This window comes from Corallococcus exiguus (genome assembly GCF_009909105.1).
Classification (GTDB): domain Bacteria; phylum Myxococcota; class Myxococcia; order Myxococcales; family Myxococcaceae; genus Corallococcus; species Corallococcus exiguus.
Map to the genome: position 1 here is coordinate 206,748 of NZ_JAAAPK010000008.1, position 23,524 is coordinate 230,271.

Annotated in this window: 20 protein-coding genes; 12 read left to right on the plus strand and 8 right to left on the minus strand. The window is 70.6% G+C overall.

Annotation, left to right across the window (positions count from 1 at the left end):
- Positions 1 to 6 precede the first annotated feature (6 nt).
- Complete coding sequence (locus GTZ93_RS27170; RefSeq protein ID WP_120575537.1) at positions 7 to 1,008, plus strand: chemotaxis protein CheB; 1,002 nt, start codon at positions 7 to 9, stop codon at positions 1,006 to 1,008.
- Positions 1,002 to 2,771 (plus strand): CheR family methyltransferase, encoded by a 1,770-nt coding sequence (locus GTZ93_RS27175; RefSeq protein ID WP_139916071.1) that lies wholly within the window; start codon positions 1,002 to 1,004, stop codon positions 2,769 to 2,771. Before GTZ93_RS27170 ends, GTZ93_RS27175 begins: the two co-directional genes overlap by 7 nt.
- A gap of 33 nt (positions 2,772 to 2,804) precedes the next feature.
- On the opposite strand, the gene GTZ93_RS27180 is transcribed toward GTZ93_RS27175, so the two are convergent.
- On the minus strand, positions 2,805 to 3,128 hold the full coding sequence (locus tag GTZ93_RS27180; protein ID WP_120575522.1) for a polyhydroxyalkanoic acid system family protein: 324 nt from the start codon (positions 3,126 to 3,128) through the stop codon (positions 2,805 to 2,807).
- 104 nt (positions 3,129 to 3,232) lie between these two features.
- Positions 3,233 to 4,702, minus strand: a complete 1,470-nt coding sequence (locus GTZ93_RS27185; RefSeq protein ID WP_257979031.1) for a cryptochrome/DNA photolyase family protein — start codon at positions 4,700 to 4,702, stop codon at positions 3,233 to 3,235.
- Between the two features lie 95 nt (positions 4,703 to 4,797).
- Between GTZ93_RS27185 and GTZ93_RS27190 the strand changes: the two genes are divergently transcribed.
- The 4 genes from GTZ93_RS27190 (at position 4,798) to GTZ93_RS27205 (ending at position 8,550) form a co-directional block, all read left to right on the plus strand.
- Positions 4,798 to 6,072 carry a hypothetical protein gene (locus GTZ93_RS27190; RefSeq protein WP_180946012.1) on the plus strand — a complete coding sequence of 425 codons (1,275 nt, stop codon included), beginning with the start codon at positions 4,798 to 4,800 and terminating at the stop codon, positions 6,070 to 6,072.
- A 67-nt stretch (positions 6,073 to 6,139) separates the two neighbouring features.
- The gene (locus tag GTZ93_RS27195; RefSeq protein WP_126934402.1) at positions 6,140 to 7,285 is read left to right on the plus strand and encodes a DUF1015 domain-containing protein; all 1,146 of its coding nucleotides are present in this window, start codon (positions 6,140 to 6,142) and stop codon (positions 7,283 to 7,285) included.
- Positions 7,286 to 7,296: 11 nt separating this feature from the next.
- A complete protein-coding gene (locus tag GTZ93_RS27200; protein WP_161663098.1) occupies positions 7,297 to 7,458 on the plus strand; it encodes a hypothetical protein in 162 nt (53 codons plus the stop codon).
- Between the two features lie 105 nt (positions 7,459 to 7,563).
- The gene (locus GTZ93_RS27205; RefSeq protein ID WP_139916070.1) at positions 7,564 to 8,550 is read left to right on the plus strand and encodes a DUF6268 family outer membrane beta-barrel protein; all 987 of its coding nucleotides are present in this window, start codon (positions 7,564 to 7,566) and stop codon (positions 8,548 to 8,550) included.
- A gap of 16 nt (positions 8,551 to 8,566) precedes the next feature.
- Here GTZ93_RS27205 and GTZ93_RS27210 read toward each other — a convergent pair whose 3' ends face one another.
- From GTZ93_RS27210 to GTZ93_RS27225, 4 genes are all read right to left on the minus strand, one after another.
- The gene (locus tag GTZ93_RS27210) at positions 8,567 to 11,776 is read right to left on the minus strand and encodes a fused MFS/spermidine synthase (RefSeq protein WP_139916069.1); all 3,210 of its coding nucleotides are present in this window, start codon (positions 11,774 to 11,776) and stop codon (positions 8,567 to 8,569) included.
- A 117-nt stretch (positions 11,777 to 11,893) separates the two neighbouring features.
- Positions 11,894 to 13,015 (minus strand): hypothetical protein, encoded by a 1,122-nt coding sequence (locus tag GTZ93_RS27215; RefSeq protein ID WP_120575516.1) that lies wholly within the window; start codon positions 13,013 to 13,015, stop codon positions 11,894 to 11,896.
- Positions 13,016 to 13,018: 3 nt separating this feature from the next.
- On the minus strand, positions 13,019 to 13,792 hold the full coding sequence (locus GTZ93_RS27220) for a hypothetical protein (protein WP_257979032.1): 774 nt from the start codon (positions 13,790 to 13,792) through the stop codon (positions 13,019 to 13,021).
- Between the two features lie 62 nt (positions 13,793 to 13,854).
- Entirely contained in the window at positions 13,855 to 14,703 is an 849-nt protein-coding gene (locus GTZ93_RS27225; RefSeq protein WP_257979030.1) for an ABC transporter ATP-binding protein, read from the minus strand.
- A gap of 393 nt (positions 14,704 to 15,096) precedes the next feature.
- Between GTZ93_RS27225 and GTZ93_RS27230 the strand changes: the two genes are divergently transcribed.
- The 5 genes from GTZ93_RS27230 to GTZ93_RS27250 all read left to right on the plus strand — a co-directional run bounded on the left by GTZ93_RS27230 (position 15,097) and on the right by GTZ93_RS27250 (position 19,783).
- Positions 15,097 to 15,306 (plus strand): hypothetical protein, encoded by a 210-nt coding sequence (locus GTZ93_RS27230; RefSeq protein ID WP_120563278.1) that lies wholly within the window; start codon positions 15,097 to 15,099, stop codon positions 15,304 to 15,306.
- A 63-nt stretch (positions 15,307 to 15,369) separates the two neighbouring features.
- Positions 15,370 to 16,338 carry a porphobilinogen synthase gene (hemB, locus tag GTZ93_RS27235; protein WP_121752700.1) on the plus strand — a complete coding sequence of 323 codons (969 nt, stop codon included), beginning with the start codon at positions 15,370 to 15,372 and terminating at the stop codon, positions 16,336 to 16,338.
- 210 nt (positions 16,339 to 16,548) lie between these two features.
- Complete coding sequence (locus GTZ93_RS42960) at positions 16,549 to 16,959, plus strand: hypothetical protein (protein WP_257979029.1); 411 nt, start codon at positions 16,549 to 16,551, stop codon at positions 16,957 to 16,959.
- 23 nt (positions 16,960 to 16,982) lie between these two features.
- Positions 16,983 to 17,600, plus strand: a complete 618-nt coding sequence (locus GTZ93_RS27245) for an RDD family protein (RefSeq protein WP_120575513.1) — start codon at positions 16,983 to 16,985, stop codon at positions 17,598 to 17,600.
- Positions 17,585 to 19,783, plus strand: coding sequence for a D-alanine--D-alanine ligase family protein (locus GTZ93_RS27250; protein ID WP_139916066.1), 2,199 nt, complete (start codon positions 17,585 to 17,587; stop codon positions 19,781 to 19,783). The genes GTZ93_RS27245 and GTZ93_RS27250 overlap by 16 nt, the downstream gene beginning before the upstream one ends.
- A 63-nt stretch (positions 19,784 to 19,846) precedes the next feature.
- Here GTZ93_RS27250 and GTZ93_RS27255 read toward each other — a convergent pair whose 3' ends face one another.
- Both GTZ93_RS27255 and GTZ93_RS27260 read right to left on the minus strand, forming a co-directional pair.
- Positions 19,847 to 21,130 carry a phospholipase D-like domain-containing protein gene (locus GTZ93_RS27255; protein WP_139916065.1) on the minus strand — a complete coding sequence of 428 codons (1,284 nt, stop codon included), beginning with the start codon at positions 21,128 to 21,130 and terminating at the stop codon, positions 19,847 to 19,849.
- A 75-nt stretch (positions 21,131 to 21,205) separates the two neighbouring features.
- A complete protein-coding gene (locus GTZ93_RS27260) occupies positions 21,206 to 22,636 on the minus strand; it encodes a carotenoid oxygenase family protein (protein ID WP_139916064.1) in 1,431 nt (476 codons plus the stop codon).
- Positions 22,637 to 22,730: 94 nt separating this feature from the next.
- Between GTZ93_RS27260 and GTZ93_RS27265 the strand changes: the two genes are divergently transcribed.
- On the plus strand, positions 22,731 to 23,471 hold the full coding sequence (locus GTZ93_RS27265) for a TetR/AcrR family transcriptional regulator (RefSeq protein WP_261778877.1): 741 nt from the start codon (positions 22,731 to 22,733) through the stop codon (positions 23,469 to 23,471).
- Positions 23,472 to 23,524 lie beyond the last annotated feature (53 nt).

Sequence of the window (23,524 nt, forward strand, 5' to 3'; positions counted from 1 at the left end):
ATGGGACTGGCGTTCCGGGTACTCCTGGTGGGGCGGGGCCTGCGCGGGCTGGTGCGCGGGCTCTTCGAGGGCGAGTCCCTGGTCGCCGTGGGCCCGCCAGAGGCGGACTTCGTGGGCGCGGAAGCGGTAGTGCGCAGGCACTTCCCGGACGTGCTCCTGGTGGACCTGGTGTCGTCGGAGGCGCTGGGCGCCATCGAGCGCATCATGGCCCAGCGCCCCACGCCCATCCTCGCGCTGCACCCGGGCGTGCTCACCGGCCAGCAGGCGTTCCAGGCGCTGGCCATGGGCGCGCTGGACGTGATGGACCGGCCCATGACTCCGGGGCCGGACTTCTGGCACGCGGTGAACCGCAAGCTGGTGATGCTGGCGCAGGTGAAGGGCGTGCGCTCGCCGCCTTCCTCGCCCAAGGCCAAACAGCCGGTGCAGGAGGGGCCCACCGCGCCGTTCCCCCTGGTGGCGCTGGCTGCCTCGCTGGGCGGGCCGAAGGCCGTCGCGTCCGTGCTGCGGATGATTCCGCGGGGCTTCCCCGCGCCCATCGCCTACTGTCAACACATCAGCCAGGGCTTCACGGAAGGTCTGGCGCACTGGCTTTCCACGGAGACGGCGCTGCGCGTCGTCGAGGCGACGCATGACGCGTGGATGGAGCCGGGCACGGTGTACATCGCCCCTTCGGGAGGACATCTGCTGGTGAAGCCGGACGGCCGTCTGGAACTGGATACAGGACCTGCCCTGCGGGGCTTCCGGCCCTCGTGTGACATGCTGCTCACTTCGGCCGGGGAGTCTTTCGGCCGGCGGTGCATTGGCGTCATCCTGACGGGCATGGGCCGCGACGGCGCCAGGGGGTTGAAGGAGATTCGCGAGCGGGGCGGGCGCACCATCGCGCAGGACGAGGCCACGTGCGTCGTCTACGGCATGCCTCGCGAAGCCGTGCTCCTGGGCGCGGCGCAGCAGGTGCTGCCGCTGGACGTCATCGCGCCGACGCTCGTGCAGTGGGTGGACGCGTGCTGAACGTGGGCAACAAGGTGCTCCAGCAGCTGGCCGCGCTCCTCCTGGAACGCGCGGGGCTGAAGATCACCCTGGATGGCTACCACAGCCTGCGGCTCGCCCTGTCCACGCGCATGCCCGTGCTGGGGCTGAGCGACCCTGAGAAGTACCTGCAGAAGCTGATGAGCGTTAGCGGCGAGGAGGAGCTGCGCGCGCTCTTGCCGCTGGTGACGGTGGGGCACACGGAGTTCTTCCGCGACGCGAAGCAGTTCCGCGCGCTGGAGCAGAGCGTGCTGCCGGAGCTGCTCGCGCGGGCCCGGCGCGAGATGCGCAAGGTGACCATCTGGTCCGCGGGCTGCGCCACCGGCGAGGAGCCCTACAGCCTGGCGCTGGTGATGGCGGAGCTGGGGGCGCTCGCGGTGGAGGTGGACCTGTGGGCCACCGACCTGAACCTGGCCGCGGTGGAGGCCGCGCGGCAGGGGCGCTTCACCACGCGTCGCGCGATGGCCATTGGACCGGAGCGGCTCAAGCGCTTCTTCCGGCCCGTGGAGGACGGCTACGAGGCGTCTCCCATCCTGCGCGAGTACATCCGCTTCGACGGTCAGAACCTGGCCGTGCCGGTGTTCGACAAGGTGGCGCCCGCGTCGTTGGACCTCATCCTCTGCCGCAACGTCATCATCTACTTCGACCTGCCCACCATCCGCGCGCTGATGGACCGCTTCCTCGCGGCGCTGCGTCCGGGCGGGCTGCTCTTCCTGGGATACTCGGAGAGCCTGTTCAAGGTCTATGACCGCTTCGAGATGATCGAAGTGGACGGTGCGTTCGTGTACCGGCGCCCCTTGGGCGAGCGCCCCCGTCCGCCGCCGCCGCTGGCGTCCATGGCGTCGGAACTCCGGCCGGGCAGCCCGGAGTCCTTCGCCGTGGAGCTGCGCCAGCGGATGCAGGCCAGCGCGGAGACCGCGGCCAGGCTGCGCACCGACGCGGCGGGTGCCAAGGCTCCGGACGCGCCCGTGCGCAGGCCCACCCTGGAGATGCCCGCGTTGGGCGCGCTGGCGGGGCGCCGCACCGGGGAGTTCCCCGCCGTCCGCCCGGAACCGGCCCGCACCGGGGAGTTCCCCGCCATCAAGGTGGATCCGACCCGTCCCGGAGAGCCTCCGCGCCGGACCGCGACGACTGGTTCCTTCGCGGCGGTGCGCGTGGATCCGCCCGCGTCCCGGCCGCTGACGGAAGCGGTGCCAGCGCGCCCCAGCGGTTCGTGGCCGCAGCTGCTGCCGCCCGCCGAGCGCTTGAACATGGCCGTGCGCAAGATGGCGCAGGGCGACTTCCCTGGCGCCATCGACGGCGTGAAGCGCCTGCTGGTGGACGAGCCCTCCGACCTGGACGCGCTCCTGACGCTGGGCAACCTGTACTCGCTCACCGGCCGCATCGACGAGGCGCGCGAAACCTTCGGTCAGGCGCTCCAGCGCGAGCCGCTGTGCGTGGAGGCGCGCGTCTTCGGCGGGGTGGCGGCGATGCAGGCGGGGAGCCTGACCGAGGCTCGCTCCGAGCTGGCCAAGGCCCTGTTCCTGGAGCCCACGCTGGCCATTGGCCACTACCTGCTGGCCCAGGTACAGGAGCGCACGCAGGACTTCGAGGCGGCCCGGCGCAGCTACCGCAACGCCGTCGCTCAGCTGAAGTATCCGCAGCGCCCGCTGGCGGGGCACTACCCGGAGATGCTCGACTCCGCGGAGGCCATCTCCCGCGCGGCCCGCTATGCGCTGGCCGCGCTGGAGGAGCAGCCGGGCTGAAAGCAGCACAGCCCGGCGCACGGCGGAACGACGTCAGTCCAGGTTGCCCTTCACCTGATCCAGGCTCTTGGACGGATCCAGCACCGCGCCGAACTTCTTCTGGATGTACGTCTTGGCCTGGCTGCGCAGCAGCATTCCGGGGTCGGTGCCCTCGCCGGAGATGGCCTTGTCCGTGATGACGAAGCTGGCGTCCAGGTTGATGCCCATCACCTTGCCGACGAGCTTCGCGCCCTCGTCGCCCTGCCAGTCGGACTTCACGCCGTACTTGGAGCCCCAGTAGTGGAGGAGCTGCTCGACGCGCTTCTTGACCTCGTCCTTGGGAAGGTTGTGGGGGACCTCGAACTTCATCGTGCCCATGGCTGACTCCTGATTCATTCCGCGAAAGCGGGTGCGTCCGTCCGGTTTAGTGACCCCGGGCCGGAAAGTGAACCGCCGTCTTCAGGGGGATGTCCACCGGCGGCCTACCGGGCTGTCTTCCGGCGGGACTTCTTTACATTCGCGGGAACCTCGGGCTGCTCGGCCGTGGCGCCCCAGCGCTCCAGGTACGGGTCCAGGTCGAACTTCTCCGCGGTGCGGAGCGAGCTCATGGGCCGCACCTTCCCAATCACCGCGCGCTCCTGGAAGGGCCGGTCGTGCAGCCCCAGGACCCACATGAAGTTGGAGACGCTCGCCGGGTCGCGTCCGTCCACCGCGTAGGTGTCGTTGAGCCGCGCGATGCGGGCCAGCGCTTCCTCCGGCGTGGGGCTCCACTCCAGGATCTTCTTCCCCCAGAGCATGCGCAGGTAGTTGTGGATCCGCCCTCGCTCCCGCAGCTCGCGCTGGGCCGCGTTCCAGAGCGCGTCCTGCGTGCGGCCCTGATCCAGATCCTCGAACGAGTAGAGATGCGGACGCGGATCCTTCCGGTGGCGTGAGAGCGTTTCGCGCGCCCAGCCGGGCAGGGAGTCCGTGCTCAGCTGCTTCGGGCCGGGCGTGTGGAAGCAGTAGTTGAAGCCCAGCTCGCGGCGCACGAGCAGCTCCTCCACGAAGGACTGCACGGCGGGGTGGTCCTTGCCCTTCGCCGCGATGGCCGCTCGCGCTGCCTCGCCGGGGAAGAGGTTGCCCCAGTGGAAGTAGGGCGACAGGTTGGACTGCTGGCCCAGGCCTGGATCATTCCGGCCGGTGTCGTAGCCCTCCAGCCGCTCGTGGAGGAACGCATCCAGCGCCTTGAGGCCTGCCTTGCGTCCACCGCGCTCGGAGACGGGCTTCACGGAATGATCCAACGCGAACGTGTCCAGCTCGGCGCGGGCCGTCACGGCGTCGGAGAGCTCGAAGTCCGGTTGCAGCTTCGCGCCCGACACGCGGGGCTTGCGCTGGGGCAGCGTGCGCTCCAGGTACTCCGGCCACAGCTTGCGCAGCTTGGGGCGCAGCGCGTACGCGCCCACCTGGGCCGCGGGGATGCGCTGCATGGGCACCACGCAGGAGGCGTCCACGGCGATGAGCGGCACCCGCAGCGCCTTCGCCGCGCCGCGCAGGTGGCCCGGGATGATGTACGTGGGGAACAGGTCCGACACGACGGCCGCCGCGCGCCGGCCCAGGCTCGCGAGCCGCGGCTTGTGCTCCTTCTTCGTGCGCGGCAGCTCCAGCCAGTACTGCATGCCGCGCGCGGCGCAGCCCTTCGCCATGTCCGCCATGCCCTCCAGGGCCCACGCGTGGAGCCGCTCCGATGCGTAGGGGTAGTCCGGGCGGATGGCCTGGTAGACGACGACGGGCAGGCCCAGGTGGTTGCCCAGCGCGATGGCGGCGTCCAGCGCGTGGTTCTCCTCCCACCGATGGTTCACAATGCACCAGTAGAGGACGAAGTCGCGCTGACCAGGAGGGAAGGGGGCTTCGTTCACCGCCTGCACGCGGGCGGAGTCGACGCCGAGTTCGGACCACGAGATGCCTTCGGGCATGGGCGCGCGAGAATCTTCGACACGCGGCGGAAAACCAACACGCGCGCACCGGTTGTGGTTTTCTGCCGGACGGCCGGACCCAAGGAGCGCCTCGCGTGTCACACCGTCGAATCTGGAACCTCCCTGTCACCGTCCTCGCGGTCGCGCTGATGTTGCCGGGCCTCGCACTCGCGCAGGCGGGTGGCACGGGCGTCTATCCGGCACCTCAGCCGCCGCCTCCGCCCGCGCCGGGCATGTACCCGGCGCCGTCCTCGCAGGCCGAGCCCCAGGCGGAAGAACCGCGGCCCGTGTCGCCCTCCAGCGACGCTGACGGGCAGATGCCTCCCTCGCGGCCGTCGAACATCGACGCGTATCCGCCGTCCACGCAGGCGAACCCGGATGACGTGCCTCCCCGCGCGAGCGACGCGCCGCTCGCGCCGCCGGATCCGGACCGCCTGCGCACCGAGCCTCAGGCGCCGTTGACGGAAGGCACGCGCGAGGTTCGCCCGGAGTCCATCCGCGACGAGACCGCGACGGCCGCCTCGCGGCTCCGCCCGCCGCCGGAGGACAACGGCGTGTTCCTGGACGGCCAGCGCCGCCGGGGGCCGTTCCTGTCCGGTCCCGGCAGCACGCGCTTCGTGCTCCACCACACGGCCCTGGGCGCGCTGGGCGGCTTCTTCACGCAGGCGTTCAACAAGGAGTTCAACTTCGACCGCAGCTCGCGCGAGTCCATGCTCGCGGGCACCCTCATTGGCGCGGGCCTGGGCTTCGGCGCTTCCGCGTGGTGGCAGTTCAACAACTGGGTGGACACGCCCATGGCGAACTTCACCATCCTCAACTCGGGGATCGGCGGCATGTTCCTCGCGGGCTTCATGGACCTCATCACCCAGGACGCGGGCGTGCTCACCTGGGCCGGGTTCCTGGGCGCGGAGCTGGGCGCGTGGCTGACGGCGGGCATCGGGGGCGGGCAGTTGCCGCTCTCGGACGGCCTGCTGGTGGCGTCCGGCGCGGGCTGGGCGGCGGCGTACAGCGCGCTGTTCCTCGCCATCGTGCACTTCTCCGGCACGGCCATCTCCGGCAAGACGTGGAAGGACCTGCTGCTCATCTCCCCGGGAGTGGGCGCGGGCGTGCTGGCCCTGGCGACCATGCGCTACAACCCCACGGCGTCGCAGATTCTGCGTGCGGACCTCTTCGGCGGCGGCGTGGGCGCGGCGGTGCTGCTCATCTCCGGCCTGGTGCTGGGCGGCTTCAACCAGTCCACCCCCTACGTGCTGTCCTTCCTGGGCTCCGCGGGCGCCATCACCACCGTGAGCCTGTTGTGGGAGGAGAGCGTGGACCGGTCCTCCCTGCGCAGCGCCAAGGACCGGCCCTACAAGAACGTCTGGTGGTAGACGGCCAGGCGGACGGGCGAGCAGGCGTGATGGCACGCGGGGATGGGCGGCATCACCTTTCCCCGGTATGGCGCGCGTCCTTCCGTTCTCGGCCCTCCTGACCTCGCTGGGCTCCTCGCTGGAGCCCGGTGACGGTCCTCCTCGCGGCAACGCGGCCCCATTGCCCACGCATGTGCGGCCCCTGCTGGAGGCCGCGAACCCAAGCGCCGAGCTTCGCCGGTTGCGCGACTCGGGCGGGCTGTTGAAGGACGCACGTCCCGCCCTCTACGTGGTGGAGCTGCACGGCCCCGCGGGCCGCTTCTCCGGCCCGCCCGTGCGCTACCTGCTGTGCGCGCTGACGCCGGACGCGGTGCCGTCGCTGGAGCAGGACCCGTACCGGCCCCGCGCGTGGGAGGTGGAGCCCGCCGTCACCCTGGTGGCGGATGACCACGGCGCCCTCCGCGCCCTCCTGGCCGAAGCCGCCGAGCGCGGCATCTCCGTCTGGAAGGGGCTGTACGACGGCAGCCCGGTGTCGCTCCTCCGCATCGAACCGTCCCCGGTGTCCAAGCGCCTGCAGGCGGTGCTGGACGAGGCGCCCATGCGGCCCCTGGCGGCCCTGAGCGAGCAGGGCCAGACCTTGGCCGCGGTGGTGCCGCTGTCCGAGCCGGGCCTGGAGCTGTGCCCCATCCACCGTGCCCTGAAGGGCGTGGAGACGTTCCAGGAGGACACCTTCCTCACCCTGGTGGCCGCGTACGCGCGCGTGACGGAGCTGGACGCGCCCCTCACCACGCCGCAGGGACTGTCCGCGGCGCGCGAGCGGCTGGCCACGCTGGTGCCCGGACAGCACGCCGTGCTGCTGGTGCTGCCGGGAGGCCGGGGCCGCATCCTGCGCTTCCGTCAGGGCCTGGACCTGGCGCACCTGAAGGGCGCGCCTCGAAACCCCACGCTGCGCAGCCTGGACCTGGCGCTGCTCAACGCGTTGGTGTTGCGCACGGTGCTGGGCATCCAGGAGCCGGAGGCGTCCGGACATCCGCAGGTGTTCCCGGTGCACGGCCTGGGCGCGCTGGTGGCGGGCGTGGAGGCCGGCACGTTCCAGGCGGGCTTCGCGCTCAACCCTCCGCCGGTGTGGGAGGTGCGGGCGGTGATGGAGGCCCAGGCCACGTTGCCTCCGCGCACCCTGCGCGTGGAGCCGCGCGTGCCCGCGGGGTTGCTCTTCATGGATCCCGAAGCCTGACGGCTCCCTGTGTGCGTGCGCTGACCGGCACCGCGCAGGACTGGCCCGCGAAGCTGGTGCTACTCCACGCGATGAAGGGCGGCCGGTCGGACCTCACCGTGCTGCCACCGCTCGTCGTCCACGCGGACGAGGACGCGGCCTTCACGGACGAGGTGAACGCCAAGGTGGGCTGACACACCCACACGCCTTTCGCTTCACCCCGGGTGCGGCGGGGCAGGGTAGACTCCCCGGCCTCGGGGCGGGGTCCGGCCGCTCCGTCTTTGCGAAGGCAGGGTGTGATGCGCGTGGACTTCCGCCGCGCCGTGCGATGGCGACTCCGGGCCCGGATGGCCGCGGGCTTGAGCGGCTGGGGCGTGGCGCTGCTGCTGCTCATGGGCACCCGCGTGCTGGCGCAGACGCAGGCGGACCGGCTCTATCTGAGCTACGGCCTCTCCGGCGGCGGCTCGCTGGAAGCGGGAGGCGCCCGCATCAAGGAGCGGCGGACCCTGGAGCTGCGCGTGCCGCTGCCGCCACTCGTCCTGGGGCGCACGTACCTGCTGCCGTCGGTGGGCTACGAGACGCGGTGGATGGGCGTGGACGTGCCCGCCGTGCGCGATGACGCGGTGGATCGGCAGTTCCACCGCATCCAGTTGGGGCTCACGGTCGTCCGGCCCCTGGTGCCGCGCTGGCTGCTCGTCACGGGCGTGATGGCCAGCACCCGCACGGACTTCCAGTCCTCCTTCGACATGGCGCTGGACACGTCGTGGGTGGCGTTCGCGATGGCCAACTACCAGTTCGAGGACACACCGGGTCTCGGGGTGACGTTCGGAGTGGTCGCGCTGTGGCCGTTCGACAAGCTGCCGGTGGTGCCCATGCTGAGCCTGACCTACAACCGGGGCCCGTACGTCCTGGAGGTGGGCCTGCCCCGGCTCACGCTGCTGCGCAAGCTGGGCGACACGGTGGAGCTGGGGCTGGTGGGCGCGCTGGACATGCAGGTGCTCCGCACCCGCTTCGACCCGGAGCTCCAGGCGCTGAACGCCAGCTACCTGCGCGAGACGCAGGTCCGCGTGGGCCCCACCGTGAACGTCCACCTGGGCCGCGACCTGTGGCTGAGCTCGTCGGTGGGCCTGTCGCTGATCAACGACTACGCGCTGCTGGACCGCCAGCGCGAAAGCCTGAACGTCCGCGGGCTGGACATGGGGCCCGCTCCGTACGCGCGCGTTGTCCTGGGCTGGCGGCCCGGGCGGCCCCAGGCGAAGGCGAAGAGCCCGCGCCCGGCGCCCTGAGCACCGCGGAGCGGACCTACTGTCCCTCCGGGACGTCCGTGGCCTGCGGCGCCTCTTGTTTCGGCGCCTCATTCCTTGGGGGCTCTTCCGGGAGGGCGTCCTCCAGGAAGGGAGGGGGCGCCTGGGCCAGGAAGCGCTCCAGGTCCTCCCGCGCCGTTTCCGCCCGGGCGTCGCCATGCTGGGCGTAGCACGCGGCGCGCTCCATCAACAGCTCGCGGTTCCATGGGAAATGCGGCTCCAGGGGCGAGAGCCCCTCCACGCACATCGCCATGCCTCCCGCCGCGACCGCGAGCCTCGCGCGGACCAGCTTCCGCCGCTCCGTGGCCGCGCTGGCCGCGAAGGGCTGCTCGAGCGTCACGTAGAGCCGCCGGGCCAACTCCGGAGAGCGCTGGCCCACCCGGACCGCGGCGCCCAGCGCCGTGCGCGTCAGCTCCCGCGTCGGCCATGGATCCTCTCGCAGGGCCGTGAACGCGCGCTCGAGCAACGCCGTGGCGGGAGCATCCTGCTTCTGGGACTCCAGGTGCAGGGCCTCCAGGAAGTCCGCTTCGACGGGGAGGATCGTCCTCAAGGCCTGCACGGCCTCGAGCGCCTTGGGGTTGCGGGTCATCACCAGCGCGCGTGCCACCAGGTACTGCTCCAGGGGGCCGCGGGGCTCCCGCTTCATGCGCGTCCAGTGCCTCAGCGCCACGGCGTCCTGGCCCGCCAGCGCGGCGTCGACGAAGGCCTTGTAGGGACGGGCCTGTTCGGACACCTGCCCAGGGAGCGTGGTCCCCAGCCACAACCGCAGCTCTTCCACGCGCCCCCAGTCCGGGCTTCCCCCCGTGAACGCCAGCCGGTCCACCCCGAGCCGCCGCGACAGGCGGCCCATGTCCGCGGTGGAGAAGGAGATGGATTGGCCCAGGCCGCGCGCGAAGGCGAACTCCATGGAGGACAGATCGTCCGTGTTGATCATGTTCGCGCCGCGCTCCGCCGCCAGCTTCGCCAGCCCTGCGTTCGCGATGAAGTGCGCGAGCACGCCCTCCAGTTCGTCCGTCCGCCACACGGCGGACAGCGCGGTGCGGAAGGGCTCCTTTGCAATGCGGGCGCGCAGCGCTTGCAGCTCGAGTGACCGCGGCTTCGTGGAGGCGATGAGCAGCAGGTCTCCGGACTGCGTCTGCCAGGTGTCCACCTCCGCGAACTCAGAGACGAGCGTGGCGTAGGCGCTCTGGACGGTGAGGGAATCCACTTCGTAGGCCTGGAGCCACTGCAGGAACAGGCCTCCCTCGGACAGCCGCTGCTTCGCCGCCTGGTAGAACTCGCGCGTGAAGAGGCTGGAGATGCCGGCGCGGTACGGGTTGGAGGGCTCGGAGAAGATGATGTCGTAGCGCTGGCGGGTGGTGAGCAGCACCTCGCGTGCGTCGCCGAAGACGGTGTGCACCTTCGGGTTGTTCATCACGTCCGCGTTCACCGAGTGGCTGCGGCGCGCGACCTCCAGGATGGCGGGCTCGATTTCGACCACGTCCACGCGCTCCATCTCCGGGACCCGGCCCAGCCAGCCCGCGGTGCTGCCCGTGCCCAGCCCGATGACGAGCGACGTGCGCGGCGCCGGGTGCAGGATCGCGCCGACGAGGCCCGCCATGACCTGGGTGGTCGCGTCGCCAATGGCGTTGCCGTCCACCTTGCCGTTGACGATGAAGTGCAGGGCGTCGTCATCCCCCAGCGCGACGCTGCTCTCCACGCCCTCGTGTTCCCAGGCGATGGCAGCCCGGCTGGTGCGCAGGAACCCGTCGATCCGCTGGTTGTTGGCGTTCTCCAACCCCGTCCGGCCCGCGCCCACGCCGGAGTGGCGCCACGCGGCGGTGGGCCCCTGCGCGGTGAGCAGCAGCACGGCGAGCGCGGTGGCCAGCACCGGCGCCACCAGGGCGCTGCGTTGGCGCTCCCGCTGGAAGGAGAGGAGGGCGGCGCCCAGGCCCAGCGCGGCGAGGAGTCCGGACACGGCCTGCCAGGTCACCGGCGCGGTGAGCAGCGGAATCACTCCGAAGCCGCCCGCGAGCGAGCCCACGATGGAGCCGCCCGTGTTCCACGCGTACACCTGGCCCACCTGCCGGCCCGCGTCCTGCTTGCCCCGCCCGATGAGGGCGAGCAGCAGCGGGAACTGCACGCCGGACACGAACGCGGCGGGCAACACCACGATGGAGGTGATGAACGTCCAGCCCAGCGCCATTCCCGCCAGGCCCATGCCGCCCAGGGGGCGCAGCAGCGCGGCGAGGATGGCCAGCCGGTCCCCCAGCGCGAACGGCAGCGCCATCAGCACGGCCTCCGCGGCGCACGTGAGCGCGAAGCCCTGGAGCGTGGCCGGGCGGTGGCGGAAGAAGACGGTGTAGGCGGTGCCGCCCAACCCGATGCCCAGCAGCGCCAGGGCGAGGATGAGCCCGAAGGTGAAGGTCGTACCGCCCAGGAGCGGTCCCAGCATCCGGTACCAGACCAGCTCCATCAGCAGGAACGCGAAGCCCACCACGGCCGCGGCCACGAGCACGAAGCCCTGGGGGGGCAGCGCGCTCGCGTTGGCCACGGGCCCGGTGGCGGGCGCCGCCTCGGCGGGCACGGGCGTGGCCGGAGCGTCGGATTCCATCGAACGGCTCACGGAGCGCGCGGTGATGGCCACGAGCGCGTTGAGCAGGCAGGCGCACCAGAGCGTGGAGCGGTTGCCCAGCACCTCCAGCAGCAGGAACGTGGACGCCACCGCGCCCGTCACGGCGCCCAGCGTGTTGATGCCATAGAGCAGGGCGAGGTCGCGGCGATGCGGATCCGCGTCGGAGAGCACCGCGCGCGCGGCGGCCGGGAGCGTGCCGCCCATGAGCACCGTGGGCACCGCGAGCACCAGCAGCGACAGCACCAGCCGCACGACGGTACCCAGGCCCAGGCCCATCACCGGCGTGCCGCCCAGGGCGACGTAGATGGCGCGCACCGCCTCCACGAGGAAGGGGCTCAGCGCGGCGCTCGCGGCGATGAGCAGCTCCAGGTTCGCGTAGAAGCCCAGCGGCCGCGCCTGCCGGTCCGCCCGAGCGCCCAGGAGCGCGCTGCCCAGACCCAACCCCGCCATGAAGATGGCGAGCACCGCGGCCGAAGCGGCGGTCGAGGCCCCGAAGATGAGGCGGAACTCCCGCACCCACACCGTCTGATAGACGAGTGCGCAAAGCCCCGAACCGAAGAGGAGGGGAGCCACCCTCCAGACGCGTGCGTTCATCGAACCCTCGGGGAGCCGGCGCCCGTCCTTTTCATGGCGGGTCGCGGCTCCCTGCCGGGTCCTAGTATCTCGTACGAGTTGTCCGGCTGAAAACAGTGAAGCGGGGCCTGCCTGCCCCTACGGCGCCGGTTTCGCGCGCTCGGCGGCCTGGCGCTCCTGGCGGCACCAGGCGAGCTGCTCCTGGAGGGTGGCCAGGGGCACGGCCAGCTCCAGCTTGAAGGACGAGCCGTCCGGCCGGACCTTCGCGAAGTCCAGGAGCTGCGCCAGGTCGTCCTTGCCGTCCGCCTGCGCCTTCATGCGCGCCATGGACAGCGCGCCGCCCAGGGACTTGCCCAGGTCCGTCATCTTCTCCGCGTCCAGGCCCGTCACGTTGGCCACCATGGCCACGTCGCCGCTGGTGTCCAGGTGCAGCTCCACGTTCTGGGCCACGTCCGTCAGCCGCCGCGCCAGCTCCTCCTGGCCCGGCCCCAGCAGCTTCGCCAGGGTCTCCACCGCCAGCACGCCGTACATCTCGCCGTAGGTGCTGTTCTCATCCAGGAGCGGCGCGCCTTCCTCCTGGCCGCGCCCATCCATGCGATCCAACACCGTCTTCACGGAGTCCGGCGACTTGCCGAACACCAGCATCTGGTTGTTCCAGGTGCCCACCGCGCTGTCCATGCGCCCGCGCTGCGTGCCGCCGTCCGGCAGGGCGAAGGTCGTGTCCCCCGGCTCGTACACGCGCGCGCCCGGGCCGTGGTCGGACGCCACGCGCTCGCCCAGGAGCTCCTGGTACTTCGCCTTGCTGAAGTCGCCGGAGAGGATGACGCCCTCGTCGGTGACGACCAGCCGGTCCAGGTCCTGGAGCGGATCCACGCCGCTCAGCGCCTTGAACTGCTCCAGGTTCTTGCCGCCGTCTCGCAGGAGGCAGTCCATGAGCAGCTCGCCCACGGGCGAGTAGCGGAGCGCGTTCGCCTCGATGACCACCGCCGTGCGGCCCGGGCCGCGGGGCAGCGCCGCGAGCAGCGGATCCCTCGGCTTCGCCGGAGCGGCCACGCCCGCGTCCACCACCGCGGGCATCACCCAGGTGCGCCGCTTCTCCGCGCGCTCCAGGTCCGTGCCCCGCATGCGCCTTGGGAACTCCACGTCCGGAGCTTCCGCTGCCGGCTTGTCGCCCTGGCCCGTGAACATCAGGACCGCGCCTCCGGCGAACAACAGCAGCGCCCCCACCAGCCACACCCTCCTGCGCCCGCGCGAGTCCATGGTTCAGCAGTCCTTTCCTTCGAAGTGCCAGAAGCCCACGGAGAGGGCCCCCAATCCGAACACCAGCACGCCGCCCAGCAGCATGCCCAGCGAACCCTTCTCCATCGGCGTGGAGCTGGCCAGGTCCGCCGCGCGCGACGCCAGCGCGGACAGCCGGGGCAGCACCAGCGTCACCGCGTCGAACGCCGTGCGGCCGAAGCCCGACTCCAGGTAGCGCGACACGTCCGTGCGGAAGCCCGCGAGGATGCCGCCCACCAGCAGCACGAAGCCCGCCGCCGAGCACAGCGCCGCGCTGCGCACCAGCGTCGCCGTGGTGAGCATCACCGCGTACACCGCCGCGAACCCCACGCACGCCAGGCCCCCGGCGATGAGCGGCCCCACCGTCCAGTACCCCGTCTTCACTCCGAAGATGAGCGTCAGCCCGCCCGCGGCGTACACCGTGCCGCCCAGGGCCAGCGTCATCACCCCCAGGAACGTGCCGGCCAGCAGGTGCCAGCGCTGCAGGGGCAGGGAGAGCAGGTGCTCGATGCGGCCGGGAGACAGGAGCCCCGGCGCGAAGTCCGAGCACGCGACGATGCCGAAGAGGATGCCGCCGTAGAACACCAGGTATGCCGCCGCGCGGTAGATGGGCCGCAGCGCCACGTCCACGGACATGATGTTGGAGCGCATCACCTCGCCGAACAGGCGCGTCGCCGCGAGCGCTCCGTCCACGACCTCCAGCTTGAGGCTGAGCGCCACGGTGGCCAGCACCAGCGTGAGCCCCACCATGAAGGCCATGATGAACTTGCGAGACGCCGCCTCGCGCAGCACGTAGCCGGCGATGACGAAGACAGGGCTCTTCACGCCGCCACCCCCGGCCCGCCCACGGCGCCCAGGAGCACCGCCTCCAGGTCCGCGCCCTCGCGCTTGAGCTCCATCAGCAGCGCGCCCGAGGCCCGCGCCCGGTCCAGCGCCGCGTTGAGCACCGCCACGTCCGCCGCTTCCACCGTGTACACGCCTTCCTCGCGGCCGCTCCCGGCCGGCATGAAGCCCTCCGCCGTCAGCGACTGGGTGTCCGCGCCGGGCGCGAAGCGCACGCGCCAGCGGGCCCCCGCCTTCGCCAACTCCTCCAGCCTGCCTTCGCGCAGCACGCGCCCGTCCGCGAGGATGGCCACGCGGTCGCACACGCGTTCCGTCTCCGCCAGCAGGTGCGAGTTGAGGAACAGCGTCACGCCCTTCCGGACCTCCTCCTGAAGGATGCGGCGCACCTCCAGCCGGCCCATGGGATCGATTCCGTCCGTGGGCTCGTCCAGCACGAGCAGCGCCGGGTCTCCCAACAGCGCCGCCGCCAGTCCCAGCCGCTGCCGCATGCCCTTGGAGTAGCCGCCGATGCGCCGGTCCACCGCGTCTGAAAGCCCCACGCGCTCCAGCAGTCGCGCGTGCGCGGCTGCGTCGACCTTGAGCCCCTTGAGCCGCGCCACGGTGGCCAGGAACGCGGGCGACTTCCACGTGCCGGGCAGGTGCAGCCGCTCCGGCAGGTAGCCGATGCGCGCGCGGATGGCGGGATCCTCCGGCGACCCGCCCAGCACGCGCACCGTGCCCGCGGTGGGCCGGACGATGCCGAGCACGCTCTTGATGAAGGTCGTCTTGCCTGCGCCGTTGGGGCCAATCAGCCCGAAGGCGCTGCCCGCCGGGACGTGGAGGTCCATGCCCCGGAGGGCTTCATGGCCGCCGCGTCCGAACGCTCGGCGATACGTTTTTCGCAGGCCCTGCACTTCAAGGGCGGGAGGAGGAGTCGTCACGGTTACGACTGTAGACGACCCGCTGGGCGGATGATTGCACCCGCATGGAAACCAGTGCCCTCGGGGGAGGGACGGGCGGCCCTGCATGCGGGCTGCCCCTCCGCGTTCCCGCGTTCGCGCCGATGGGAAAGGCCTTGCGCACCCTGAGCGCGCGTGGCGCGACGCGACACCTCGTCTTTCCCGGGCGTTGCACTCCTGGGAGTTCCAACGGTGTCCCTGGTCCAGACCCTGCAATGCCAGTCATCGACCCGCGGGACGAAACGCCAACCCTCGCGGACACACCAAACAGGAGACATGGGCATGACGTGGGCAAACGGGACCGAGCAGCAGCTTCAGGACGCGCGCCGTGAGTTGGAGGCCGCCGAGCGGGAGCTGAACACCGGGACCGAGGCGGCGCGGGTGCGCTACGCCCGGGCGCTGTACGAGGCGGACCTGGCCGGGCGGCGGGCCGACCGCATGGCGCGCGATTCCCGCCGCCAGCAGCTGACCTGGCGCCCCGTCGCCGGCTGAGCAGGCGGATTCAGGACGCGGAAGGGGTGAAGCGCGGGGCCCGGCGGTTTATACCGGCGACCCATGGCCCACCCCGTCCACCGTCCCCGCCGGCTGCGCCGCTCGGCGGCCCTCCGTGACATGGTGAGAGAGACGCGTCTCTCGCCCACGGACTTCATCTATCCGCTGTTCGTCGTGGAAGGCCGGGACGTTCGCCGTCCCATCTCCTCCATGCCGGGCGTCTTCAACTTCTCGCTGGAGCACGCGGTGAAGGAGGCGAAGCTCGCGAAGTCGCTGGGCGTGCCCTCCGTCATCCTCTTCGGCATCCCGGACCACAAGGACGCGCGCGGCACCCAGGCGTACGCGACGGACGGAATCGTCCAGCGCGCCATCCGGGAGATCAAGGCCGCGGAGCCGGACCTGCAAGTCATCGCGGACGTGTGCCTGTGCGAGTACACCGACCACGGCCACTGCGGCGTGCTGGACGGCAACCACGTGGCCAATGACGCCACGCTGCCCTTGCTGGCCCAGATGGCCGTCACCTGCGCGCAGGCGGGCGCGGACATCATCGCTCCCTCGGACATGATGGACGGCCGCATCGGCGCCATCCGCAAGGCGCTGGATGAGGTGAGGCACCAGGACACGCCCATCATGGCGTACTCGGCGAAGTACGCCTCCGGCTTCTACGGTCCCTTCCGTGAGGCCGCGCAGAGCACGCCGCAGTTCGGCGACCGCCGCGGCTACCAGATGGACCCTGGCAACGTGCGCGAGGCCATCCGCGAGACGGCGCTGGACGTGGAGGAGGGCGCGGACTTCATCATGGTGAAGCCGGCGCTGTCGTACCTGGACGTCATCCGCGCGCTGCGCGAGAACTTCGACCTGCCGCTCGCCGCGTACAACGTCTCTGGCGAGTACGCGATGCTCAAGGCCGCCGGGCAGAACGGCTGGGTGGACTACGAGCGCGTGATGTTGGAGGTCCTCACATCCATCAAGCGCGCGGGCGCCGACCTGGTCATCACCTACCACGCCCTGGAAGCGGCCAAGCTCCTGTAGGCGACACCCGGGCGCCCGTGTTCGGCGGAAGGCTTGATCGCTTCCGCCGCTTGCGCCCAAATGGCCCCCACAACGATGCCCACCCAGAAGAAGCGGCCGGGACGCAGAACCGAGAAGCCTCCGCCCAGACGTGGCGCGACGTCCAAGGTCCGTAAGGGCCCTGCGCCGCGCACCCCGTCGAGCCAGCGCCCCGGGAAGGGTCGCGCTCCGGTGGTCCGTGAACCCGGGCCGTTGCAGTACAAAGTGGTGGAGCTGTCCACGGTGGACGAGGGAGCGCTGGAGCGCACCTTGAACGAGTGGACCGCCAAGGGCTGGAACCTGGACGGCGTGCAGTTCGCGATGCGCGAGTCCTCCAAGCGCCCGGCCATGGCCTTCATCTTCTTCACCCGCGAGGGCGAGGCCGCGCGGCACGACGAGGACGACGCGCGGCAGAAGCTGTTGCGCATGTCGGAAGGCGGAAGCCCCACGGCGCGGCTGGCGGCGGAGCACGCCGGAGAGCACGCGCAGACGGTGGTGCCCTTCGTCCACCCGCTGTCCGCGCACGAGCGGCTGGCGAGGCTGGCGGGGCTGGACGAGCCGGAGCCCACCGAAGAGGGTCTCACGCTGGAGCCCGAGGAGTGAGCACCGCCCCCGATCGCAGTCTCATGGCGGAAGGCCGGAGCGCGGGCCGCGTGCTGCGGCTGGTGCAGGAGGACGCTGGGCCGGACTCACCGTACCCGAAGGCGTCGCTGCTGCTGCGGCTGGGCGCGCGCGTGGTGGACTGCGCGGTGGCCTGGGGCCTGTACGTGGTGTGCGGGGCGGCGGGCGCGGTGGTGGCGCTGCTGTTCCTGCTGCTCGCGGACGGGATGCTCCAGGGGCAGAGCGTGGGCAAGCGCATCTTCGGCGTGAAGGTGATGCACCTGCCCACGCGCTCGGCCGCGCGGCACCGTGACAGCACGCTTCGCAACGCGCCGCTCGCGCTGGTGGTGCTGCTGGGGATGATGCCCGCGCCGCATGGCGTGGTGGCCGCCCTGGCGGGCTTCGTCGTGATGGGCGGAGTGGAGGCGTGGCGCGTGCTGCGCGACCCGCTGGGCCTGCGGCTGGGAGACACCTGGGCGCAGACGCAGGTGGTGGACGGGAAGGTTGTCGCGGGCGCGACGGTTGCAGCCCGCACGCCGGTGGCCGCCACGCGCGCCCCGGGTCGTTTGATGTCAGCGGCGAAAGTGCGCCGCGGCAAGGCATTCAGGAAAGGGAGACGGGGTAAGCCATGCGCATCGCGCTGACCTACAACCTGCGGCTTTCGGACTCGGAAGAAGAGGCGGAGTTCGACACGCAGGAGACGGTGAACACGCTGGCGGGAGCCATCGAGCGGCTGGGCCATCGCCTGGAGCGCTTCGAGGTGAGCGGCCCCGCGTCGCGCACCGTCGCCCGCCTGGAGGCGTACAGCCCGGACCTCATCTTCAACACGGCGGAAGGCCGCCGCGGCCGCTTCCGTGAGGCGTTCTACCCGGCGCTCTTCGACGAGCTGGGCTTCGCGTACACGGGCTCGGACGCGTACGCGCTGGCGCTCACGTTGGACAAGCAGCTCACCAAGCTCATCCTCTCCAAGCACGGCATCCGCACGCCGGGCTGGCAGTACGTGGAGAAGCTCAGCGAGCTGCAGGCGGAGAACCTGCGCTTCCCCGTCATCGTGAAGCCCAACTTCGAGGGCTCCTCCAAGGGCATCACCCAGGACTCCGTCGCGGAGACGCTGGAGCAGGTGCGGGAGAAGGTGGCGAAGGCGCTGGAGAAGTACCCGGCGGGCGTGCTGGTGGAGGAGTACATCAGCGGGCGCGACCTCACGGTGCCGTTCCTGGCCGCGGTGGACAACGACTTCGACGGCGTGCTCGCGCCGGTGGAGTACGTCATCGACCCGGAGGCGTCCCAGGGCCGCAAGTACGCCATCTACGACTACGAGCTGAAGACGCGCCGGGAAAAGGCCGTCTCCGTGCGCGCCCCCGCGAACATCCCGGCGAAGATGTCCGAGGACGTCCGCAAGATGGCGCAGAAGATCCTCCAGGTGCTGGACTGCCGCGACCTGGGCCGGCTGGACTTCCGCGTGTCCGACGCGGGCGTGCCGTACTTCCTGGAGATCAACGCGCTGCCCAGCCTGGAGCCGGGCGCGGGCATCTACGCCGCGGCGGAGCTGGAAGGGCTGCACCTGGACGGGGTCATCAACTCCATCATCCAGAGCGCGGGCAAGCGCCACAAGATCCGCGACTCCAAGAGCCGCCAGGGCCGGCCCGCGCGCAAGTCCGGTCCGCTGCGCGTGGGCTTCAGCTTCAACGTGAAGCGCGTGAAGCCCAGCGCCACGGCGGAGACGGTGCAGGAGGACAGCGAGGCCGAGTACGACTCGCCCAACACCCTCCAGGCCATCCGCGAGGCCATCGCCTCCTGGGGCCACGAGGTCATCGACCTGGAGGCCACGGCGGAGCTGCCGACGGTGCTCTCCAGCACGCCGCTGGACGTCGTCTTCAACATCGCGGAGGGCTTCAAGGGCCGCAACCGCGAGAGCCAGGTGCCAGCGATGCTGGAGCTGCTGGACATCCCGTACACGGGCTCTGATCCGGCCACGCTGTCGCTCGCGTTGGACAAGGCGCTGGCGAAGAAGATCGTCCGTCAGGCGGGCATCCTCACGCCCAACTTCCAGCTGATGGTCACGGGCAAGGAGCGCCTCAACAAGGAGTTCACCTCCTTCCCGCTCATCGTGAAGCCGGTGGCGGAGGGCAGCTCCAAGGGCGTCGTCACCAAGAGCGTCTGCTACTCCGAGACGGAGCTGCGCGACGTGGTGAAGGAGATCGCCGGCAAGTACCAGCAGCCCGCGCTGATTGAAGAGTACATCGGCGGCCGCGAGTTCACGGTGGGCCTGCTGGGCGAGCGGCGTCCGCGCGTGCTGCCGCCCATGGAGATCGTCTTCCTGGACAAGGCGGAGAAGAACCCGGTCTACAGCTTCCAGCACAAGCTGGATTGGACGGACCGCATCCGCTACGACGCGCCCGCGAAGCTCGAACCGGCGCTGCTGGAGAAGCTGCGCACGGCGGCGCGCAACTCGTTCATGGCGTTGGGGTGCCGCGACGTGGCGCGCATCGACTTCCGCATGGATGACAAGGGGCGCATCTACTTCATCGAGTGCAACCCGCTGCCCGGCCTCACTCCCGGCTGGAGCGACCTGGTGCTCATCGCGGCGGGCGCCGGCATGGACTACCGGACGCTGATTGGCGAGATCATGGCCCCCGCCATCCGCCGCTACAAGGAGCGCGAGGCGCGCCGGGCCCAGACGGAGAACCCGGCTGGTACCCACGCGCCGCCGCTCAACAAGGTCGTGCAGCGGATCGAGGAGCAGAACGCGCGGGCCAACGCCACTGCCGCCGCGACGGCCTCACCGCAGGAGCCGACGCCTCCTCCGCGCCCGGAGCTCAAGTCCTGAGCGTCCGCTGAAGCGCGGGCAGGGAAGGGGACGGTGCCCGAAAGGCGCCGTCCCCGTTTCATTTCAGCCGTCGTTGAGGGACTGGGCCCAGCCCTTCTCGAAGTTGTCGTGGTACGCCTGCCACAGCGCGTCCGAGTAGAACTTCACCAGGTTCTCGTCGTTGTAGCGCAGCGAGTTCTTGGACAGGTTGTGCGAGCCCGTCAGCACCATCTTGCGCACCGTCCCGTTGAAGTTCCCCGAGTAGACGAAGTGCTTGCTGTGCGTGAGCACCTCGCGCGGCGTGCCGTCGCTCGTCTTCACGTTGTTGGCGGAGACGTCGTAGAGCTGGCGCAGGGTGATGTTCTTCGCGCCGGTGAGCTTCGTTTTGATGCCCGCGTCCATGTCCGTGTAGAGCACGCGCACCCGGCAGCCCAGCTTGCCAATGCGCACCAGCTCCGTGGCCACGATGACGCGACTGTCGTTGAAGTGGTTCTGGTTCACGTCCAGCGTGCAGCCCGACACGTACGTCTTGATGTAGTCCGTGAAGTTGTTCGTCACGGTGTCGCTGGACAGCTCGTTGTCGTTGCCCGTGCGCGGGAAGAAGTAGGCGGTCCACGGCGCGTTGGGGGAGCTGTAGTAACCCTGGCCCGTGGTGGGGTTGTAGTAGTCCGTCGTCTTCGAGCCGCCGCGCAGGTCGTTGTGGTAGCCGACCCAGTAGTCGTACCAGTCCCAGTCCTCGTAGCTGACGACCATGTCGTTCCAGTAGTTGTTCTGGGAGTAGGTGTTGTTCCAGGAGCCCTGCACCACGACGCGCTGGATGCGGTTGCCCTGCGGATCCGTGGTGGTGGAGAAGGTGAAGATCTTGTCGTGCATGATGGTGCCCTCGCGGTCGAAGCCCGCGATGCACGCACTGCCCGCGCCCGTGCCGTTGCACCGCGTGAGCTCCAGCCTCAAGCCGTCCGGGCACGTCGCCGCCGGGGGCACGTAGCTGCTCAGGTCATGGATGACGCCGCCCGCGGAGAACTCCGAAGCGGCGCCGCCGTTCTGCTCGTCCACCACCAGCCGCACGATGACGCCCCGGCACAGCGCCGCCTTGATGTCCGCGTTCAGGTGGTCCGTCGTCCACAGGAACATGGCGATGCGGATGTATGAGCCCTTGGGGCTGTTCTGGATGAGCCGGGCAACCTCGTCCTTGATGCGGTAGTCCCGCGTGCCCGTGTTGTCCGGCTGGTTGAAGACGGCGTAGAGCCCGGGCACGTTCGTCGCGCCCTGGGCCTGCTCCGCCAGGTTCGGATCCGTCTGCGCCTCGGGCTGACACCCGGTGAGCGCGACCACTACCAGTCCTGCCACCGCCAACAGCCTTCTCATGACCTGCCTCCGTTTCTCCGTCTTCAACCATTTAAGCTGAAATGGTATTGAAAGCGGAGAAAGCAGGAGTCAGTGTCATTTCGCGGGCGCGAAGCCGCCGTGGAACGTCGGGGGCAGGGCGTGGTCGAAGTGGCAGCGCGCCACGGGGCCGTCCTCCAGGTGGCGCGCGTCCAGCACGGCGATGTGGGACGTGTCCGACTTCGCGTCGAACACCTGCGTGAGCACCCAGCCGTCGTCCTCGGCGCTTCCGCCGGGGCGGGAGACGAAGATGGGCTCGGAGGGGTAGGTGCCCTCGCCCAGGGACGCCGTCGTCATGCGGCCCGTGGCCACGTCCACGCGCGCCACGCCGTCGAAGAGGCCGCGCCGGGCCTCGTCGCTGCGGTGCGTGCCCACGTAGACCGTCTGGTTCTCGCGGTTCACGACGCCGGGGGCCACGCGGGGGAATTCGCAGCTCACGTCCAGCCGCTGCTCCGTGCGGAAGGTGCGTGCCTTCAGGTCCACCACCGCCCGGTGCAGCATGCCCTTCGCGTCCAGGGACGTGGCGCCGTGCACCAGCTCGCCCAGCCACTGGTTCGTCGTGAAGTCGGGATAGCGCACGTAGTCCACCACCAGCGTGTCGCCCTGCTCGTACGCGTTGCCGAAGTGCCACAGGTAGAAGGCATCCGTGGTGATGCGCACCGGGTGCGCCACGTCATCGATGGGCACCACCAGCACCTCCGTGCCCGCCTCCGGCTTCCACCGCAGGTTCTCCGAGTACGTGCCCATCCGCAGCAGCATGCGGAAGAGGTTCAGGCGCAGCGGTGACAGGAAGAAGAGGAGGTAGCGGTCCGTGGCGATGAAGTCGTGCACCATGGTCGCGCCCGGCAGCTTCACCGCGCCCAGCCGCTGCGCCTTGCCGCCATCCGGCAGCGCGTAGAGGTCCGCCAGCGTCTCGCGGCCGTAGCGGATGCCGAAGTTGTAGGACGCCTTGCGCGACGGAACGCGGTGCGGGTGCGCGGAGAACGTCTCCACCACCGTGCCGTCGAAGTCCGTCTCACCCAGCGTGGACAGGTCGTCCTGGGACACCTCCACCGGGATGCTGCCCTCGAAGAGCGCGTACAGCTTGCCGTTCCACGCCATCACGGACGTGTTCGCGGAGTTCTTTCGCACGTTGCGAAGCTTGTGCAGCAGCGGCGTGGGCGTGCCGTACGCGCCGTAGCGCTGCGAGTGCGCCTCGCGCTCCGCGACCATCGTGGGCGTGTCCAGCAGCCGCGACGCGCCCGTCACCCCGTCCGCGCCGAAGCGCACGCCCAGCATCCCGCCGTCCCCGTCGAACCAGTGCTGGTACGCCCGGCCATGCACGTCGAACGTCCACGGCCCCACCCGGTACAGCGAACCCCGCAGCCCCTCCGGCACCTGGCCCTCCACCCGCAGCGGCTCGAAGCCGTGCTGGCGGGGGAGCGTGCGGAACGCCCGCAGCCAGCCCGGCGCGGAGGAGGACATCGTCTGCTTCATCGCGGTCGTCATGACGGCTCCCTTTCCAGTGCAACGTAGGGCGCGAGAGAACCCCGCGCCGCCCATCTTGTAGACACCGTAAACATTGTATGTTGTCGGTGTCAACATGGATGTTGACGCTGGCAACTTCGCGCGGCGGATGGTCAAGTCACGCAGGCGACAGTGGGCGCATGAGGAGGCACGGACGGTGGCGACGCGGGGCAAGCGGAAGCAGGCGGCGGAGGCACCCGAGGACAAGGGCCGCTACCACCATGGAGACCTGCGCCAGGCGCTGGTGGACGCGGCGGTGGTGCTCATCGCCGAGGAGGGCTTCGGCGCGCTGTCCCTGCGGGAGGTGGCCCGGCGGGCGGGCGTCACCCACGCGGCGCCGTACCGGCACTTCGCGGACAAGGAGGCGCTGCTGGAGGCGGTGGCGCACGAGGGCTTCCGCGCCATGGCGCGCGAGATGCGCGAGCGCATGGCCCCGCACACCGGACCCCTGGAGCGGCTGTACGCGGCGGGCGAGGCCTACGTGCTGTTCGCCATGCGCCACCCTCCGCACTTCCGGGTGATGTTCGGCCCGCACTTCACCCGGCCCATGTCACCACCCCCGGAGCCGGAAGGAGAGCAGGGTGCCTTCACGTTGCTGGTGAGCAGCATCGAGGCCGGACAGGCGGCGGGCCTCCTGCGCCCCGGCGAGTCGCGGCCCCTCACGCTCACCGCGTGGTCGCTCGTGCACGGGCTCGCCTCGCTGTTCGTGGATCAGCAGCTCGGTGAGTCGCAGCAGGGCGCGGAGGCCGCGGAGGCGCTCGCCCGCGTGCAGACGCGGCTGCTCGTCGAGGGGCTGAAGCCACCCGCACGCGGCTGAACCTTCGGGACAGTTGGTAGGGAAAGCAGGGTTGACCGTAGGAGATTGTCGGG

What these genes read in the sequence shown, in the direction of transcription:
- GTZ93_RS27230 (WP_120563278.1), top strand. Translation starts at nt 15,097, where the DNA reads ATGACGTGGGCAAACGGGACCGAGCAGCAGCTTCAGGACGCGCGCCGT.
- GTZ93_RS27255 (WP_139916065.1), bottom strand. Translation starts at nt 21,130, where the DNA reads ATGAGAAGGCTGTTGGCGGTGGCAGGACTGGTAGTGGTCGCGCTCACC.
- GTZ93_RS27215 (WP_120575516.1), bottom strand. Translation starts at nt 13,015, where the DNA reads ATGGACTCGCGCGGGCGCAGGAGGGTGTGGCTGGTGGGGGCGCTGCTG.
- GTZ93_RS27220 (WP_257979032.1), bottom strand. Translation starts at nt 13,792, where the DNA reads ATGGCCTTCATGGTGGGGCTCACGCTGGTGCTGGCCACCGTGGCGCTC.
- GTZ93_RS27265 (WP_261778877.1), top strand. Translation starts at nt 22,731, where the DNA reads ATGGATGTTGACGCTGGCAACTTCGCGCGGCGGATGGTCAAGTCACGC.
- GTZ93_RS27185 (WP_257979031.1), bottom strand. Translation starts at nt 4,702, where the DNA reads ATGCCCGAAGGCATCTCGTGGTCCGAACTCGGCGTCGACTCCGCCCGC.
- GTZ93_RS27195 (WP_126934402.1), top strand. Translation starts at nt 6,140, where the DNA reads ATGGCGCGCGTCCTTCCGTTCTCGGCCCTCCTGACCTCGCTGGGCTCC.
- GTZ93_RS27245 (WP_120575513.1), top strand. Translation starts at nt 16,983, where the DNA reads ATGGCGGAAGGCCGGAGCGCGGGCCGCGTGCTGCGGCTGGTGCAGGAG.
- GTZ93_RS27225 (WP_257979030.1), bottom strand. Translation starts at nt 14,703, where the DNA reads ATGGACCTCCACGTCCCGGCGGGCAGCGCCTTCGGGCTGATTGGCCCC.
- GTZ93_RS27250 (WP_139916066.1), top strand. Translation starts at nt 17,585, where the DNA reads ATGCGCATCGCGCTGACCTACAACCTGCGGCTTTCGGACTCGGAAGAA.
- GTZ93_RS27260 (WP_139916064.1), bottom strand. Translation starts at nt 22,636, where the DNA reads ATGACGACCGCGATGAAGCAGACGATGTCCTCCTCCGCGCCGGGCTGG.
- hemB (WP_121752700.1), top strand. Translation starts at nt 15,370, where the DNA reads ATGGCCCACCCCGTCCACCGTCCCCGCCGGCTGCGCCGCTCGGCGGCC.
- GTZ93_RS27210 (WP_139916069.1), bottom strand. Translation starts at nt 11,776, where the DNA reads ATGAACGCACGCGTCTGGAGGGTGGCTCCCCTCCTCTTCGGTTCGGGG.
- GTZ93_RS27180 (WP_120575522.1), bottom strand. Translation starts at nt 3,128, where the DNA reads ATGGGCACGATGAAGTTCGAGGTCCCCCACAACCTTCCCAAGGACGAG.
- GTZ93_RS27205 (WP_139916070.1), top strand. Translation starts at nt 7,564, where the DNA reads ATGCGCGTGGACTTCCGCCGCGCCGTGCGATGGCGACTCCGGGCCCGG.